The sequence below is a fragment of the Bradyrhizobium sp. UFLA01-814 genome (genome assembly GCF_046718885.1).
GTDB classification, from domain to species: domain Bacteria; phylum Pseudomonadota; class Alphaproteobacteria; order Rhizobiales; family Xanthobacteraceae; genus Bradyrhizobium; species Bradyrhizobium elkanii.
Genome location: NZ_JAQOSR010000183.1, coordinates 1 through 16,104 on the forward strand (window position 1 = coordinate 1; position 16,104 = coordinate 16,104).

Genomic DNA, 16,104 nt, shown 5'->3' on the forward strand with positions numbered 1-16,104 from the left:
CGGCGTCGCGTCGCTGCTGCCGGTGTCGGTCAGGTTGGCGAACGCCAGCGTGCCGGCGGTCGGCGCCGTGTTGTCGAGCGTAATCTGTAGCGCACCAGTCGTCGATGAATTGCCGACCGTATCGGTGAAATGCGCCGAAATCGATTTCACGCCGTCGGCGCCTAGGTCGCCTGCAGTGACCGTCAGATCGACGTAGTGATGTAGCAGATCGGTCGCGTCAATAGTGTGGACGACTGGATGCGCCAGCGAAGAGCCACCAAGCCACAGTTCAACCTTGTCGCCGAGTGCCACGCTTCCATCTAGGGACACTCTGAATGTCGGATTCGTGACTTTGGTGATGTTATCGGTGTGCAAAGCTCCTGAATCCGACGAATCGACCAGATCGGGCGTCCCGCCGGACGGAGTCATGTCAAAGGTAAGTGTCGTCGAAGTAACGAAGCCGTTCTGATCAAGCGTCGTAAGAGTGAAAGTGTCAGTGGCCGTTGTGTGAGACGTCACCGTGTAGCTGTAGGTCCCGTCCGCATTGACCGTCAGTGTACCATCTTGACCCACAATATTGCTGTAGGAGGCCGGTAGTGTCGCCGTGCCCTTAAGATACTCGGCCACTTGGATCGATGGGTCGAGCGAAGTCGCTGCCGGACCGGCCGTGCCGGCCGTCACTCCAACGATCTTGTAGGTATCCGTGAAGTGAACCGAGCTGGCGCCGACAGTATCGTTGAACAGGGGGAGACTGTTGAGCGAACCCGTGGCGGTAGTACCGACCGAACCCGCATTGATCGAACCGGCGTTGACGACTTGGACCTGGAGCGCTTCAAAGCCGTTGAGGGACAGACTGCCGCTATTGCCAAAACTAAAAGAATAGGTCGCACTACCTCCCTGGTTGGCGGCCAACCAACTGGCGTAGCCAGCAAGTTTGGTACTTATCAGCGCGTATTCCGCCGCGGTCACCACGATACGAATCGTGTCGTTGCCCCCGCCAGCACTGTATTTGTCAACATCGCTGGCTGGCGACAACGACTGCAACGAGCCGCCGACGATTTGATAGTGGTCGGATAGCGCATAGATGAAGAGGTCACTCCCGTTGCCGGTAGTGACCGTATCGCTTCCGGCGCCCGCAATGATCACATTGCTTCCATTTCCGACCTTGATGGTATCGTTACCACCGCCTCCATAGATCAGGTTGGTGCCATTGCCGGAATTGATGGTGTCGTTCCCGCCGCCGCCAACGATGATGTTGCTACCATTGCCGTCCGTAATGGTGTTGGTGCCTCCGGTGCCGGCAGCATAGATCAAGTTGCCGCCATTGCCGTCACTAATGGTCTCATTGTTGCCGCTGACGATGATGGTGTTGGCGCCGTTACCATCGCTGATGGTGTTGTTGTTGCCCGAGACCGTAATGGTATTGGTGCCGTTGCCATCGCTAATGGTATTGTTGTTTCCGGTCACGGTGACCGTGTTGGTACCGTTGCCGTCAGAGACGGTGTTGTTGTTTCCAGTGACCGTGACCGAATTGGTCCCGTTGCCATCGCTGACCTTGTCGTTGCTTCCGGTCACAGTCAGCGTGTTGGTGCTGTTGTTGCCCGAGATCGTGGTGTTGTTGGTGTCCAGCACGCCCGCATAGGCCATCTGCCCGACGGCCGTGATCGGCGGCCTTGCTGGTGTTGAGCTGTCGGACGACGAAAGGGCCCAGCTGCCACCGCCTACGGCGGCACCAATGCGCTGGGCCGAAGCCGCCACCTTGACGCCGGTTGCGGCCGCGATCGCGTCGATGAATGCCGCGCCGTACTCACCCTGCGCGACCGCGCAGCTCCACAACCGCAGTTCGCCTTCCTCAGCGATCGCGCTGCCCAGATGCGCCAGATCACGCGCAACACGATCCATGGTGTCAAGCGACAGCAGCCCGGCCGAAAAGGCCATCATTCCAGGTTGTCCGTGGACGACGATGTGGATCGCTCTCAATCCGCTCCGGGCTTGGACTGCCCGTACCATCTGGCGGACTGCCGGTTCATCGTCCGAGAGCAGGATCGCTTCAACATCCGGCCGGATGCCAGCAAGCAGCGTTTCGAGATCATCGATGCCGCGGTCGATGAAGGCGATCTCGCGTTCGACGCTCGCACCGGTGGACACTCCCCATTGGCAATCATTGAGCCGGAACCCCGCGATGGCGGCCGAAGTGGTCGAAGATACTGAAGCAACTTTGGATCCAGCGGTCATGATGGCGTCCTGCAATAAAGCTGGTGCTAAAAGAGCGTCTATGTGGAATGAGATTGCTGCCGGCAACGACAGGGTTTCAAATGGGCCGCGCGGGGCGATTGGCGATGCCCGTGTCGGTGCGACGGACAAACTCGACGCCCGCCGATCAATCCGCACCGGCGGAGTGTCCGCTGTAGAAGGCGAGCGTCCGATCGAAAAATCGATGGAGGTTGACGAGTCCGCCCCCGAAAGCTCGCGGAATCGCGCTTCAACCTTGGCCCAGTTGGACGGTGGCTTGGCCTTCCTAATGAAACAAACGCGACGCAATACACACACTCCCAAAAACTCTGCCGACGCAGAGCAGGTGTGATTGCAGTCGAAAATCACTTCATCAAACTGCCTAAACGCTCATTCAAAAATCTGCGAGCGTTTCGGCCGACAAGCAATTGCCACGTCGTTTATGTTATTTGCTCGTCCACCGTGTGAAAGATCTCGAACGCACTACCCTGCCCGCTTCGGTGCGGCTCTGAACTCCGCACTCATTAATATACTTTGTCGTCAAACCGGCTCGTCGTGGGAAGCTTGCAGTCCATGTCCGCATAAAATCCGAGCAAGCATCCCAAAACCTAATTTAGATGCAATTTGCCGCAAATTTGCGCGGCCGTCTAGCGCCGCACGAGGTTCCCGCTTTTACCATTAATGATGAACCGACAAGGGGTTCCTCTGCATCACGCTTCGTATCCGTGGCTTTACGGGGAGGCCACGACAAGCCGTGGTCGCACGCGCGCCCTTGAAACGATCATCCAACGTCCGGCTGACAACGGCGACGGCGATCTAGACCTGGCCGCGCGCGTCTAAGAAGCGCTTCAAGACTTCGTCCTTCTCAATAGCAGGTCCCGGAATCCCCTCCGAGCCGGCCGCAAGCCTCCCCGTTGGATTGCCGCCACTGCGTGACCGCCAGCGGCGGCTTGCTCGCGTCCGCCGGCGCGGCCGATAGCCTGCTGCGCTCCTCTTCGAGGAGCTGCGAATGAAGCTTCTGGATCTGGATGTTGCGCTCGAGCAGGGACATCGTTCTTGTCTGAACCTGCTCGGCCAGCGCCTTGCGCAGCGCATTCTCGCGGTCGAGCAGTTCGGGAAACGGCAGCAGCGGCCGGACGAGATCGGTCGCCTTGATCACGCAGGACGCCCGCGCCACGGCTTGCGCGATCTGATCCGGAAACGCGCTCCGGCATTCCGCGAGCGCTCCGCTCAGGTTGACCGTTGCCGCCGTCGGTACCGGTGTCACCTCCGGTATCGTTGTCGCCGCTGGTGCCGGCTCTGTGGGCGCTGTTGCCGTCTCCGTTGTTGGCTCCGCTCCCGGTCCCGCCTCCTTTTCGATGACCTGGCGAGGGGCGCCGCAACAGGACAGCAGGATGCAGAGCGCGACAACGACCAGGCATCGCGCGCGCTTCGGCCAAGCCCGTCCATCCCGATGCACCATCGGGTCTCCGGTTGGCGCAACAGATGTGCCGCCATGCGTCGCGTTCTGCCAGCGAGAACGAAATGTCTGTGCAATCAGGGACGCAGAAGCGCGCTCTCCACCGTGGCAAACAATTCGTATTGGCAAAAATGACGTCTTCAAAAATGGCTCGGTGCGAAATCGCACCGACCCCAGCTGATTGATTTTAGATACAATTTAGCTGTTTGCGCAATAGCGACCTGGTGCACCGGCGGCCCGCACGATAGCGCCGCTGCGCTGCACTATCGGCGCAGCATCGTCGGCGAGCGCGCCGGATCTCATCTCGTCGGATGATCGGCCTTGTTTGACAAACCAATCTTTCGCTGCGCTCGTCGGTTGCCGGCGTTGCTGCGATGCTGTCGGATCGGCGCGTGCGCCCGATGAGAACCGTGTCGGCGTTTGGCGAAAATTTCCGCTTCTTCCCGGCCAAGCCCTTGCTCTAGGATTAGCCATTTCAGCTAGGGTGCTCACCCACGATGCGCCCGTGGAATTTTAGAACCACAGCATACAGTGACTGATCCGGGCGTCATGGGGATTTGAGATGGCCGATCGCATTGCACTTTTCATTGATGGTGCGAACCTGCACACCACCGTCAAGAACCTCGGCTTCGAAATCGATTTCCGGCGACTGCTCTCGGAGTTCGGCAAGCATGGACAGATCGTGCGCGCCTACTTCTACACGGTCGTGAGAGACGACGACGAGTTCAGCAGCCTTCGGCCGCTGGTGGATTGGCTCGATTACAACGGATATGCGGTCAGGAGAAAGTTAGCCAAAACCCACGATGACGGCGAAGGGCGGCGGCGAATGAAGCGCAGCATCGGCATCGAGCTCGCGGTCGACGCATTGGAAATCGCGCACCGCATCGACCACGCGTATCTGTTCTCTGGCGACGGTGATCTGCGCGCCGTTGTCGAAGCTGTCAGGCGGGCTGGTGTCCGCGTGACAGTCGTTTCCAGCATCCGAACCAAGCCTCCCATGATCGCCGACGAGCTTCGCAGGCAAGCTGACGTCTTCCTCGAACTCGAAAGCCTCAGGGCTTCGATCGAACGTCCAGCGCACCCGATCGCGCCCGAGTGAAATCGCGGGCGCCTCTTCCGGCGAGGAAGCAAAAGGGCGGCTTTGCTTGTCCGTAAATCACCGAGTTGCGCGAGTCGGGCGCTGACATCACTATCCCCAAACAACGAAACAGAGGGTAACACCCATGTGGAGGTCGGTCGGCTGCCTGTTGTTGTTCTTGGCGGCGACGAGCGCTGCGATCGCCGAACCTTCCCGGTTCACCTGCGACACGCCGCGGGGCAAACGGGTCGAGCTCGGCCCGTCAGGCAAAGGCGGTGACGCCCAGTGGATCGATGACGATCTCGATACGGTCCGGCCCGCCGTCGTGATCGATGGCGACACCTTCACGGTCACCTGGGGGACATCTGTCGCGGCCGAAGGCAAGGGAGGAGCCAAGCTCACAACCTACGTCTTTGCCGCCGCCCGCCGTTCCGCCGCGTCGATCTTTGCGACCCGCGTGGACGACACCACGGCCGAGATCTTCCGGTTCTATTTTGGCGACAAATCGCTCTACAAGTTAACGAGCCGGCTGGGGGGCCCCGCCGCGGACACCAAGGCCGCACCCTTCGTTGCGACTTACCTGGCGACCTGTCGTCAGCAGTAGTCGGCCGCCGCCAACCTTAAGACAGGCTTAACTGATCTTTCATGTTCCAGTCCCCGGTGTTGCGGCTCGGCACCAGCTCGCATGACCATAAAATGTCAGGTAAATCATTGAATTTTATTAAAAATGCTTGGATTTGCGCGCACGGGAACTCGATGGTTCGGCCCCACTTAGGGCGCCTGTGTGGCTGAAATGTCATAGGTCGAGGAACTGTCCTTTGTTACCCTTCGGAGGATTCTACGTAATATTTTTGTGAGTTTGGGGGCGGAGATTATGAAGTCGGCATACACGGTCATTGCGTGCCTATGCCTGGCGGCAACGCCAGCATGTGCCGAGGTTTTTTCTATTAATGATGCTCTACGCCAGGCCATGCAGACCAACCCGGGTATCGGCGAGGCTTCGGCGAACCGGCGGGCGACGGAAAGCGAGCTACGGCAAACCCAAAGCACACTGCTGCCGCAGGTGCGCATTGACGCCAGCTACGGCCCGGAAAAATTCGACCAATCGCCGGGCTTCATTACCCCGAACATTCAGTCGGCGCCGACCGTTGGTTCAGGACCATGGCGCAATGGCAGCCAGGAATCGGTCGTCGTACGCCAGCTGCTGTGGGACGGTTTTTCGTCGATCTATGACGTCTGGCGCCAGACCGCGCGCGTCAATGCAGCTGCCTCCCGCGTCAAGGAGAGAACCGAGCTGCTGGCCCTCGATGCCGCCGAAGGCTACATCGACGTCGTGCGCTACATGCGGCTGGTCAGTCTTGCCCAGCAAAACGTCGCCAATCACGAGAAGATCTTTTCAAACGTGAACTCCCGCTTCTCGGGCGGCCGGGCCGGCGAAGGCGATCTGGAGCAAGCCCGCGAGCGCGTCGAGGCCGCCCGCGCGGCACTCGCCGAATTCCAGCGCAGCCTGGATGACGCCAGGGCGAAGTACCGCAAGACGGTTGGCCTTGAGCCGATCAATGTTCGCTTCCCTGCTCCTCTCGCGGGATTGCCGCACAGCCGCGACGAAGCGCTGGCGACCACCCTCCGGTTCAATTCGACGATTGCGGCGGCACAGTCCGACGCCGACGCCGCCAAGCATGCGTTCAAGGCCACGGACGGCACATTCGGCCCGAAATTCTATCTCGAGGGACGGGCAACCCATTACGACAACTCCTACCCTTACGTGGCGACCCCAGGAACTCCCTCCATTACGCATGAGGACTACAGCGGCAAGGTTGTGATGTCGTGGGACATCTTCCGCGGCGGCCAGGATGCCTGGAACAGGTCGGAGAAGGCCGAGCGCTTTACCGAAGCCACCATGCGCCACGCGCGCTTGCAGCGCGACGCGTATGAGTCGATCGACAAGGCGTGGAATGCCCGTACGATTACGGTCACGCGCATCGCCGCTTTGACGCGTCAGCTGGAAGCGGACCGCAAGACCATCGTGGCGTTCCAGAAGGAATACGAACTCGGCCAGCGTTCGCTGATCGATCTCTTGAACGCGCAGAACCAGTTCTTCAACGCGTCGGTCTCGCTCACCTCAGCCCGCGGCGTCGTGGTTTTCGCCGACTATCAGCTGCTGGCCGCGATGGGCACCTTGATCGAGTACCTGAAGGCTCCGCCGCCGGTCGATGCTGCGCCGACGGACATGCTTTCGATCGGCCTGCCCCGCTACTCGTTCCCGACGCTTCGCGTGAACCTCCCGCAAACCGGGTCCGAGCCGCTGCGCGTCGCCGTTCCGGCGCCTGTGGCCCGTCCTGCCAAGACCTATGCGGCAGCCCAGCCGAAGGATGTTGGCTTTGCGGACCGCTTCACCGGCGCGACGACGACTGCAGCGGTGCCCGGTTCAGCGGAATGGATGCAGCAGCAAAAGACCGCTGCGGACGGCCCGAACGTCATTTACGCGGATCCGTCGGTCACGGCGAACGCGAGCTCCTATGCGTCGACCAAGCCCCACTGGCTGCTGTCGGCCTTCCCGAGTTCCGCGCGATAGCGACCGCCAACAAGCTCAGGACAGGACTGCCGGAAGGGCCCCAAGTCGGGGCCCTTTCGATTCCTTATTAATCGTTAAGATAAGTTTCGCTGAATTTGTTCGCTGTTTGTTGTAGTCTGCCCGAAATCTAATGCGATTGCTGCATTTCCATTTTGCTTGTCGAGGTTTCAGTTGTTGTTTCGAACCCCCAGCGCGGCGGCCGACGCCGTCCGCCCCTCGCCGGATGACTCAACCTCAAAGCCTGTCGCGATAAATGGGCCACGCGCGCTGGGCGACGATCCCCTCACCGCATCGTTGACTTATCTTGCCGCCCATCACGGCCGCGCGGTCAGCCGCGAAGCTCTCCTCGGCGGACTTCCGATCACGGACGGACGCTTGTCCGTCTCGCTCTACGACCGCGCGGCAAGGCGCGCCGGTCTGGAGACCGAGGCCGTCAAGCGCGACATTTCAGACATTCCCGCGCTGGTCCTGCCGGCCGTCCTCGTCATGAAGAACGGCTCCGCGCTGATCCTTCTGGGCGTGGACGCGGCGAACAAGACGATCAAGGTCGTTGATCCGGCGGCGCAGACCAGCCCGCGCGTCGCCGACATCGCCTCGCTCGCCACGGACTATACCGGCTATGCGTTCCTGGTGAGAAGCGCGCCGCAGGCCGATGCGCGCGCCGTCGCCGCAGGCGACATCCCCAAGAGCCACTGGTTCTGGTCGGTGGTGAAGACGCATTGGCGCAGCTACGGGCACATCGCGGTCGCGGCCTTTCTGACCAACATCCTCGCGCTGGCGACGCCGCTGTTCACGATGAGCGTCTATGACCGCGTCATCCCCAACGGGGCGATCCCCTCCCTGATCGCGCTCTCGATCGGCATGGGGCTCGGCATCGTCTTCGATTTCATCTTCCGCATGGTCCGCAGCCGCATGATCGACGTGACCGGCAAGACCATCGACGTCGTGCTGGCCGCGAACATCTTCGAGCATGTGATGTCGGTGAAGATGGCGCAGCGGCCGACGTCGGTTGGCATCCTGGCCAATCAGCTCCGGGACTTCGACTCGGTGCGCGAGTTCTTCACCTCCGGTAGCGTGGTTTCGGCGACCGACCTGCTGTTCGCCATCCTCTTCGTCGGGGTGCTGTTCCTCATCGCCGGACCGCTGGCCTGGATCCCGCTGATCATGCTGCCGCTGGTCATGCTGATCGGCTTCCTGCTGCAACGCCCGCTCGATCGCGCCATCAAGCGCTTGCAGGCAGAATCCGCCGCCCGGCACGGTGTGCTCGTCGAGTCCTTGTCCGGCCTCGAAACCGTCCGTGCGACCGGCGCCGAGGCCCGCATGCAGACCTTGTGGGAACGCTCGGTTGCCGCGACCGCCCGATCCGGCGAGGACGTTCATTTCTGGTCGTCGATGTCGCTGACGAGCGCGAGCACGGCCCAGCAGATCACGAGCCTGCTCCTCGTCATCGTCGGCATTTTCCTGATCCTCGACGGCAAGCTGAGCGTCGGCGCGCTGGTCGCCGCAAACATGCTCGCCGGGCGTGTTCTGGCGCCGATCGCCGGGATCGCCTCGGTGATCACCAAGGGTACGCAGACGATCACGGCCCTCAAGGCGATCGATCGCATCATGTCGATCGAGCGCGAACGGTCGCCGACCCGGTCCTATGTCACAAGACGAATCGAAGACGGCAAGGTCGCCTTCGAGAACGTGTCGTTCGCCTACCCCAACGCGCCGGGTAACGCGCTCGAAAAGGTCAGCTTCAAGATCGAGGGCGGAGAGAGGGTCGGCATCATCGGCAGGGTGGGCTCTGGCAAGACCACGGTCGGCAGGTTGCTGCTCGGATTTTACGAACCGAAGGAAGGCCGCATCCTGGTCGACGGCGTCGACTCGCGCCAATACGATCCCTCGGACCTGCGCGCCGGCATCGGCTTTGCGATGCAGGATACCGACCTTTTCTTCGGCAAGCTGCGTGACAACATCGCCCTTGGCAAACCGGAAGCGACCGACGAGGAAGTCCTGCTTGCCGCGCGGCTCTCCGGCGTCGAAAGCTTCATCGCCGGCCATCCGATGGGCTATGACATGCCCATCTCGGAAGGCGGCCGCAGCCTGTCGGGCGGCCAGAAGCAGGCCATCGGGCTCGCGCGCGTTTTGATCCGCAAGCCTCGCGTGCTCTTTCTCGACGAGCCGACGGCGCACTTCGATATTCGCAGCGAACAGGAATTCCTTGAGCGGCTCAAGGGCCTCAATGATGATCGCATGACCATCATCATTTCGACCCATCGCCTGTCATTGCTGAACATGGTCGATCGCTTGCTGCTGTTCGACAATGGCCGCCTGGTTGCCGACGGCCCGCGCGACAAGGTGCTCGCCCTGCTCCAGGGCCGGCCGGCGTCCGCGGCCCCGTCGCCGGAGAATACGATTCAGCCGAAATCCGCATAACGAGCAAATACATTATGGCGTCTTCCGATTTCACATTTGCAAATGATATCCGGTCCGCGGCGCTGCTGCGCACGCCGCGCACCTCCCGCATGCTGCTGTGGACCTCTTGCGCGCTGCTTGCGACGTTCCTGATCTGGGCTCATTTTGCCGTGCTGGACGAGGTCAAGCGCGGCAGCGGCCGCGTCGTGCCGTCGCGGCAGATGCAGGTGGTTCAATCGCTCGAAGGCGGGATCGTCGGCGACATCCTGATCCGGGAAGGCGACATCGTTCAGCAGGGCCAGTCCCTGATGCGCATCGATGATACGAAATTTGCTTCCGAGTTCGGCGAAATCCGCGAGCGGCGCGCGGCGATGGCGGCGCGGGTGGCCCGCCTCGACGCCGAGGCGCGCGGCCGAGCCGAGATCACCTTCCCGGACGATCTCGACAAGATGGTTCCCGCCGCCGTCGCGACCGAGACCAGCGTGTTCAAGATGCGGGGTCAGAAGGTCGCACAGGACATCGACGTCCTCAACCAGCAGGTCACCCGCCTCACCGGCTCCCTCAAGCTCCTGGAGCGCGAGCAAACCCTGACGCGCAGGCTGTATGAGCAGAAGGTCGTGCCGGAGATCGAGATGCTGCGACTTGATCGGCAGGCAACCGAGATGAAGGGACAGCTGGCCGAAGCGCAATCGAAGATCGCGAACATCACCGCCTCGTTCCGCTCGCAGGCCGACGAGGACCTCGCCAAATCGCGTGCCGACCTCGCCGTGCTCGACGAGAATATCAAGTCCGCCCAGGACCGGGTGCGCCGCACGGATCTGAAGGCGCCGGTCCACGGCATCGTCAACAAACTGAACATCAGTACCATCGGTGCCGTCGTACAGCCGGGCGCCAACCTCATGGACATCGTGCCGCTGGACGACACGCTGCTGGTGGAAGGCCGGATTCGTCCCCAGGACATCGCGTTTATCCGTCCCGACCAGGACGCGGTGGTGAAGATCAGCGCCTATGATTCCTCGGTCTACGGATCGCTGAAGGGCAAGGTCGAACGCATCAGCGCCGACACCATCGTCGACGACAAGGCGGAAAAGACCGAACGCCAGGAGACCTTCTACCGGGTCATGGTGCGTACCGATAAGAACCATCTCGGCACCGAGCAGCATCCGCTGCCGATCATTCCGGGCATGGTGACCACGGTCGAGGTCCTGACCGGCGAGAAATCCGTGCTGGACTATATCGTGAAGCCAGCGCGCCTGCTGCGTGACGAGGCCCTGCGCGAACGCTGATCGCGGCCACGGATTCCGTGGTTAACCGATCGTGACCTCGATTCGTTCAATTTCGAACGAACCGGCAAACCCCAGATTGACCGCCTTTTCGTCATTCGAGGTGGCGGCCCCCTCCACTTAACTCCGCTTAAGCGGCCAAGGCGCCAGTCTGCGTCCCGATAACAGCGGGGACGCAGATCGACGCACAGACGTTGACGGTCCCCGACATTGGGGACGTCATATGAAGTCGCTGAAGTTTGCTTCGTCGGCGGTCATGGCCGCGGCTGCACTGACCATAGGTCTTTGCGCAGCGCCTGCCGCGTTTGCCGCGGACGAGCTCTCTCTCGGAAAACCCGCCGGCGAGCTCGCGCCCGCCGCGGACGCCGCGTCGAACCGGCCGCCTGCCACCTTCTTCACCATCGCCGACGTTCTGGCCAAGCTAGACCGGCAGCGCGGTCGTGGTCCGAACGCCATTCGTACCGCCTCGCTCACGCCGCCAAATATCGCGACCGACGCGGTGCCCGCGGCGAAGCCGCTTCCGCCTGTCGGCGCCGAGCCGTTTGGCCTGTTCACCTTCCGCGCACCGGAAAACGGCCTGTGGCGCAAATGGCGTGGCCTCGAATCGGATCTCGCAAGGGAGCAGAGCGTGCTCGAGCAATGCCGGGAGAGCGCCGCCGGCTGCCCATCGCAAGCCGCGCAATTCCTTCGCCTGATCGGCGCGGTCAAGTCCAAATCCGGACGCGACCGGCTGGATGAGGCCAACCGCGCCGTCAACCAGGCGATCCGCTATGTCAGCGACTTCGCCCAGCACGGCGAGCCCGACCGCTGGACCGCCCCGCTCGCCACCTTTGCGACCGGCAAGGGCGACTGCGAGGACTATGCGATCGCAAAATACATCGCGCTCAGCGAAGCCGGCTTCCCGCGCGACGATCTGCGCCTCGTGCTGGGCCGCGATCGCGCCATCCGTCAGGATCATGCCGTGCTGGCGGCGCGGCTGGATGGCCATTGGCTGATCCTGGACAGCCGCCGCTCCGAACTGATCGACGACGGCGAGCTCGGCAACTTCACGCCGATGTTCGCGATCAACGACCGCGGCGTGCAGCTGTTTGCGGCACCTTACGCCAAGCGGCTCCCGCTCGGCGATGAACTCGACGCGGCGCCGGCGGCCGCCAATGCGGCGGAGACCGAATGGACCGGCGTGGAAGCGCTGGACGCGGCAAGCCCGCTCTTGGGCTTCCTGCCTGTGCTGATGTGATTGCGCGCGAGAAAGGCGACAATTCAATCAATAAAAATCCGCGGAGACGTCTCCGCGGATTTTCGATTTTGCTGCAAGCCTGGCCTAGAAAATATGAACGTTGGTAGCCGCCGGCAAGCCGGTGCTCACATGTGCGAGGTCCACCTTGTCGGAGCCTGTGCCATTTGCCGAGTACCAGAGCTCCTGGGTCGTATTGTTGAAGAAGAACTTGTTCGTGCTTGCACTTTCGTTCCAGGCGCTGGCGTTGTTCTCGGTCTGGCCGGTGACTGCCGATGACGTGAACTGACCAGCCGTAAGGGCGTTTGAAGCGCCCGTCGGCAGGCTCAGACCGGCCACGTCGAGAAGGAGCGTATCACCGGTGTTGAAATCACTGACGATTTCGTGGGCGCTGAGATTGAGAACAAACTTGTCGTCCCCACCATTGCCAGTGAGCGTCTCGTTGGTTGGTCCGGCGACAATGACATCATTGCCGGCCGTGCCCATCAGGGTCGTGGTGCCATTGATGTTGATATTGATGGTGCTCGACGCCGTGTCGCCGTCACCGTCAATCGTCGACACGTTGAAGCTCAGATCCTCGGAGACGTTCGTGGTCGACGAAACTCCGACGCCAACCAGGTCGACCTTGCCGCTGCCTGTCACGTCGGTGAACTGGACAGTGTAGAGCTGCAGGCCGGCCGGCGCTGTGGGCGTCGACCATTCGGTGGCGACCGTGGTGTGGGTGGAAGGATCGAAATCACCGGATACCGATGTGATGGAGGCGGCGTGCACTCCGTCCCAATAAGATACGACATAGTGGATTTTGTCGCCGCCGGAGTAGTGCGAGAACGTGTAGTTCGCGACCGACTCGTTTGCCGGCGGATGGAACGCGGCGTTGCCGACCGGGCTGGCGATTGCGCCGCTCGTGAAATCGAACAGCAGCTTTTCATTGGGGTCGAAGTTATTGTTGTCGACGCCCCAACCGCTGGTTGATCCGTTCACACCGCCTTGGCCGCCGCCGGAAGCCGTGCCCGAAACAACCGCCAGCTGATCGGTGTTCGAGGAAAGAACCTGCTCTTCCGATGGTCCCGAGCCGAAGGAGGATGAACTGCCGACATTCTGGATCGTTGTCTCCGTGAATGGCTGAAGCAATGTAAATAGGTAGTGACCGGTTGTGTCATCCAGATTCAGCGTGAAGATATTGTTCGCCGCCGACGGGGCCGCACCGATATAGGCCGTCAAATTCTGTCCAAGTGCGTCGATGGAATAGTGCACGGCCTGGCCATTGAACGTCAGGCCGGCCGGCGCCGTGTTTCCAGTCAAGGTGAAGTCATATGCGCCGAAACCATCGGCGCCGGAGAACACGGGCAGGTTACCGACCACGGACATTCCCGCGTAATCTGCAATGATTCCATGCTCGATCGTGCCGAAACTCGGGCCGTCGTCGAGGAAGCTGATATGCGTGCTGATGTCGGCGGTGGCCGTCACATGATCGCCATCGGCGTCCGTCAACGTGACCGTCGCGCCGATCTTGCCGGCCGTCATCGTCAGCAGATCGTTCGAACTGGCGGTGCTGTTGTGGTGGAGCGAGAGATAGTCCGCCACATAGAGCTGGCCGGTGATCGGATCGATGGCGATCGCGAAGGCCGTTTGGCCCGTCAGGCTGGGGTTGGCGACATCGTTGCCCACAGTACCGATGATCCGGCCGCTGGCATCCAGCGACAGCGCGATCCCCGTGCCATCCGTCAATGTCAGGCCTGACGCAGCGCTGAGGACGCTCAACGCGTAGGTCGTAGACCCCGCGCCGTCAGAGCCGAAGCTGCCGCCGGCCACCGTCAGGATGCTGCTCGCACCCGTCGAGGCAAAGCTGAGCGCACCGTTGTCAAGCGACGCTGCCGACACATCGGTGTCGACGCCCTTGTTCGCAACCGTGCTGAACAGCGCGGCGACAGTGCTGGCGGCACCGTTGAACGTGATCGCAGTGGAGCCGAGCACGTCGCTCGCGCCGCCGATGGTCTGCACGCCGGGCGTCTCGTCCACGCCGATCGTAGCTGCACTCACAGTCGCCGTCGGCGCCGTCGGGCCGCTGTCCTGGATCGTGAACACGCCGGTGCCGAGGTCGAGCGGCGTCGATACGCTGTCGCCGTCGGCATCGACGATGGTCTGCACCACCTGCAGCAGATTGGCGCTAGTCAACGTCAGCGTGGCCGCATCGTCCGGATTGTTCGGATCGGAGTGCCAGATGTTGTTGACCTGCGTGAACGTCACGATCCCGGTCGCGGGATCAATGGTGATCGTGAAGTAGGTCGTCGCGCCAACCGAACCGGTGATGGTGTTGCCGGACTGGTTCAGCAGAATCTGCGCACCCTGTCCGATACCATCGCCGTCGCCGGCAGTCTTGTCGGTCGCATCGAGCGCATAGAGGCCGGAGGCGACGTTCGAGCCCGTCAGCTTCAGCGTGTAGGTCGTCGAACCCGCACCGTCGCTGCCATAGCTGCCGCCGGTGAAGTTGTCGGAGAAGTTCGCCGTCACGGAAACAAGCCCGTTCGGCGCCGTGCCGCCCGCGGTGTCGGTGCCAACAGGACGCGTCTCGTCCAGCACGAGCGTGTCGGTCGGGCCGGTCACCGTGCCTGCGGTCGGGCCGCTGTCCTGGATCGTGAACACACCGGTGCCGAGGTTGAGCGGCGTCGTCACGCTATCACCATCGGCATCGGTGATGATCTGCACCACCTGCAGCAGATTGGCAGCCGACAGCGTCAGCGTCGCCGCATCGTCCGGGTTGGTCGGATCGGAGTGCCAGATATTGTTAAGCTGGGTGAAGGTCACGATGCCGGTCGAAGGATCGATCGTGATCGTGAAGTAGTTGGTGCCGCCGACCGAGCCGGTGATGGTGTTGCCGACCTGGTTCAGCAAAATCTGCGCACCCTGTCCGATACCATCGCCGTCGCCGGCGGTCTTGTCGGTCGGATCGAGCGCATAGAGGCCGGAGGCCACATTCGCACCGGTGAGCTTCAGCGTGTAGGTCGTGCTGCCGGCACCGTCGCTGCCGTAGCTGCCGCCGGTGAAGTTGTTGGAGAAGTCCGCCGTCACGGTGTCGAGCCCGGCCGGGGCCGTGCCGCCGGCGGTGTCGCTGCCAACCGGACGCGTCTCGTCCAGCACGAGGGTATCGGTCGGGCCAGTCACCGTGCCAGCGGTCGGGCCGCTGTCCTGGATCGTGAACACGCCGGTGCCGAGGTTGAGCGGCGTCGTCACGCTGTCGCCGTCCGCATCGGTGATGGTCTGCACCACCTGCAGCAACTCAGGGCGCGTCAACGTCAGCGTCGCGGCATCGTCCGGGTTGGTCGGGTCGGAGTGCCAGATGTTGTTGACCTGCGTGAAGGTCACGATCCCGGTCGTCTCGTTGATCGTGATCGTGAAGTAGGTCGTGCCGTTCGCCGAGCCGGTGATGGTGTCACCGACCTGGTTGAGCACGATCTGCGCACCCTGCCCGATGCCGTCGCCGTCACCGGCGGTCTTGTCGGTCGGATCGAGCGCATAGAGGCCGGAGGCGACGTTCGCGCCGGTCAGCTTCAGCGTGTAGGTCGTCGACCCAGCACCATCGCTGCCGTAGTTGCCGACGGTGAAGTTGTTGGAGAAGTCCGCCGTCACGGTGTCGAGCCCGGCCGGGGCCGTGCCGCCGGCGGCGTCGCTGCCAACAGGACGGGTCTCGTCCAGCACCAAGGTGTCGGTCGGACCGGTCACCGTGCCCGCGGTCGGGCCGCTGTCCTGGATCGTGAACACACCGGTGCCCACGTTGATCGGCGTCGTCACGCTGTCGCCGTCCGCATCGGTGATGGTCTGCACCACCTGCAGCAGGTTCGCGGCCGACAGGGTCAGCGTCGCGGC

General features: G+C 62.2%; 10 protein-coding genes. 7 read left to right on the plus strand and 3 right to left on the minus strand.

Annotation, left to right across the window (positions count from 1 at the left end):
• Positions 1-2,127, minus strand: a 2,127-nt coding sequence (locus PMN64_RS36190; RefSeq protein WP_411784198.1) for a DUF4347 domain-containing protein, incomplete at its 3' end; no start/stop codon positions are given.
• Positions 2,128-2,161: 34 nt separating this feature from the next.
• Here PMN64_RS36190 and PMN64_RS36195 point away from each other — a divergent pair.
• Positions 2,162-2,563 carry a hypothetical protein gene (locus tag PMN64_RS36195; protein ID WP_411784199.1) on the plus strand — a complete coding sequence of 134 codons (402 nt, stop codon included), beginning with the start codon at positions 2,162-2,164 and terminating at the stop codon, positions 2,561-2,563.
• Between the two features lie 513 nt (positions 2,564-3,076).
• Here PMN64_RS36195 and PMN64_RS36200 read toward each other — a convergent pair.
• Positions 3,077-3,478 carry a hypothetical protein gene (locus tag PMN64_RS36200; protein ID WP_411784200.1) on the minus strand — a complete coding sequence of 134 codons (402 nt, stop codon included), beginning with the start codon at positions 3,476-3,478 and terminating at the stop codon, positions 3,077-3,079.
• A 754-nt stretch (positions 3,479-4,232) separates the two neighbouring features.
• Here PMN64_RS36200 and PMN64_RS36205 point away from each other — a divergent pair.
• The 6 genes from PMN64_RS36205 (at position 4,233) to PMN64_RS36230 (ending at position 12,243) form a co-directional block, all read left to right on the plus strand.
• A complete protein-coding gene (locus tag PMN64_RS36205; RefSeq protein ID WP_038377452.1) occupies positions 4,233-4,769 on the plus strand; it encodes an NYN domain-containing protein in 537 nt (178 codons plus the stop codon).
• Between the two features lie 124 nt (positions 4,770-4,893).
• Positions 4,894-5,352 (plus strand): hypothetical protein, encoded by a 459-nt coding sequence (locus PMN64_RS36210; protein ID WP_304499602.1) that lies wholly within the window; start codon positions 4,894-4,896, stop codon positions 5,350-5,352.
• A gap of 270 nt (positions 5,353-5,622) precedes the next feature.
• Positions 5,623-7,323 carry a TolC family outer membrane protein gene (locus PMN64_RS36215; RefSeq protein ID WP_028345097.1) on the plus strand — a complete coding sequence of 567 codons (1,701 nt, stop codon included), beginning with the start codon at positions 5,623-5,625 and terminating at the stop codon, positions 7,321-7,323.
• Between the two features lie 249 nt (positions 7,324-7,572).
• Positions 7,573-9,744 carry a type I secretion system permease/ATPase gene (locus tag PMN64_RS36220; protein WP_411784203.1) on the plus strand — a complete coding sequence of 724 codons (2,172 nt, stop codon included), beginning with the start codon at positions 7,573-7,575 and terminating at the stop codon, positions 9,742-9,744.
• A 14-nt stretch (positions 9,745-9,758) separates the two neighbouring features.
• The gene (locus PMN64_RS36225) at positions 9,759-11,009 is read left to right on the plus strand and encodes an HlyD family type I secretion periplasmic adaptor subunit (RefSeq protein WP_018270880.1); all 1,251 of its coding nucleotides are present in this window, start codon (positions 9,759-9,761) and stop codon (positions 11,007-11,009) included.
• A gap of 220 nt (positions 11,010-11,229) precedes the next feature.
• Positions 11,230-12,243 (plus strand): transglutaminase-like cysteine peptidase, encoded by a 1,014-nt coding sequence (locus tag PMN64_RS36230; protein ID WP_411784201.1) that lies wholly within the window; start codon positions 11,230-11,232, stop codon positions 12,241-12,243.
• An 84-nt stretch (positions 12,244-12,327) separates the two neighbouring features.
• Here PMN64_RS36230 and PMN64_RS36235 read toward each other — a convergent pair.
• Positions 12,328-16,104, minus strand: a 3,777-nt coding sequence (locus PMN64_RS36235; RefSeq protein ID WP_411784202.1) for a DUF5801 repeats-in-toxin domain-containing protein, incomplete at its 5' end; no start/stop codon positions are given.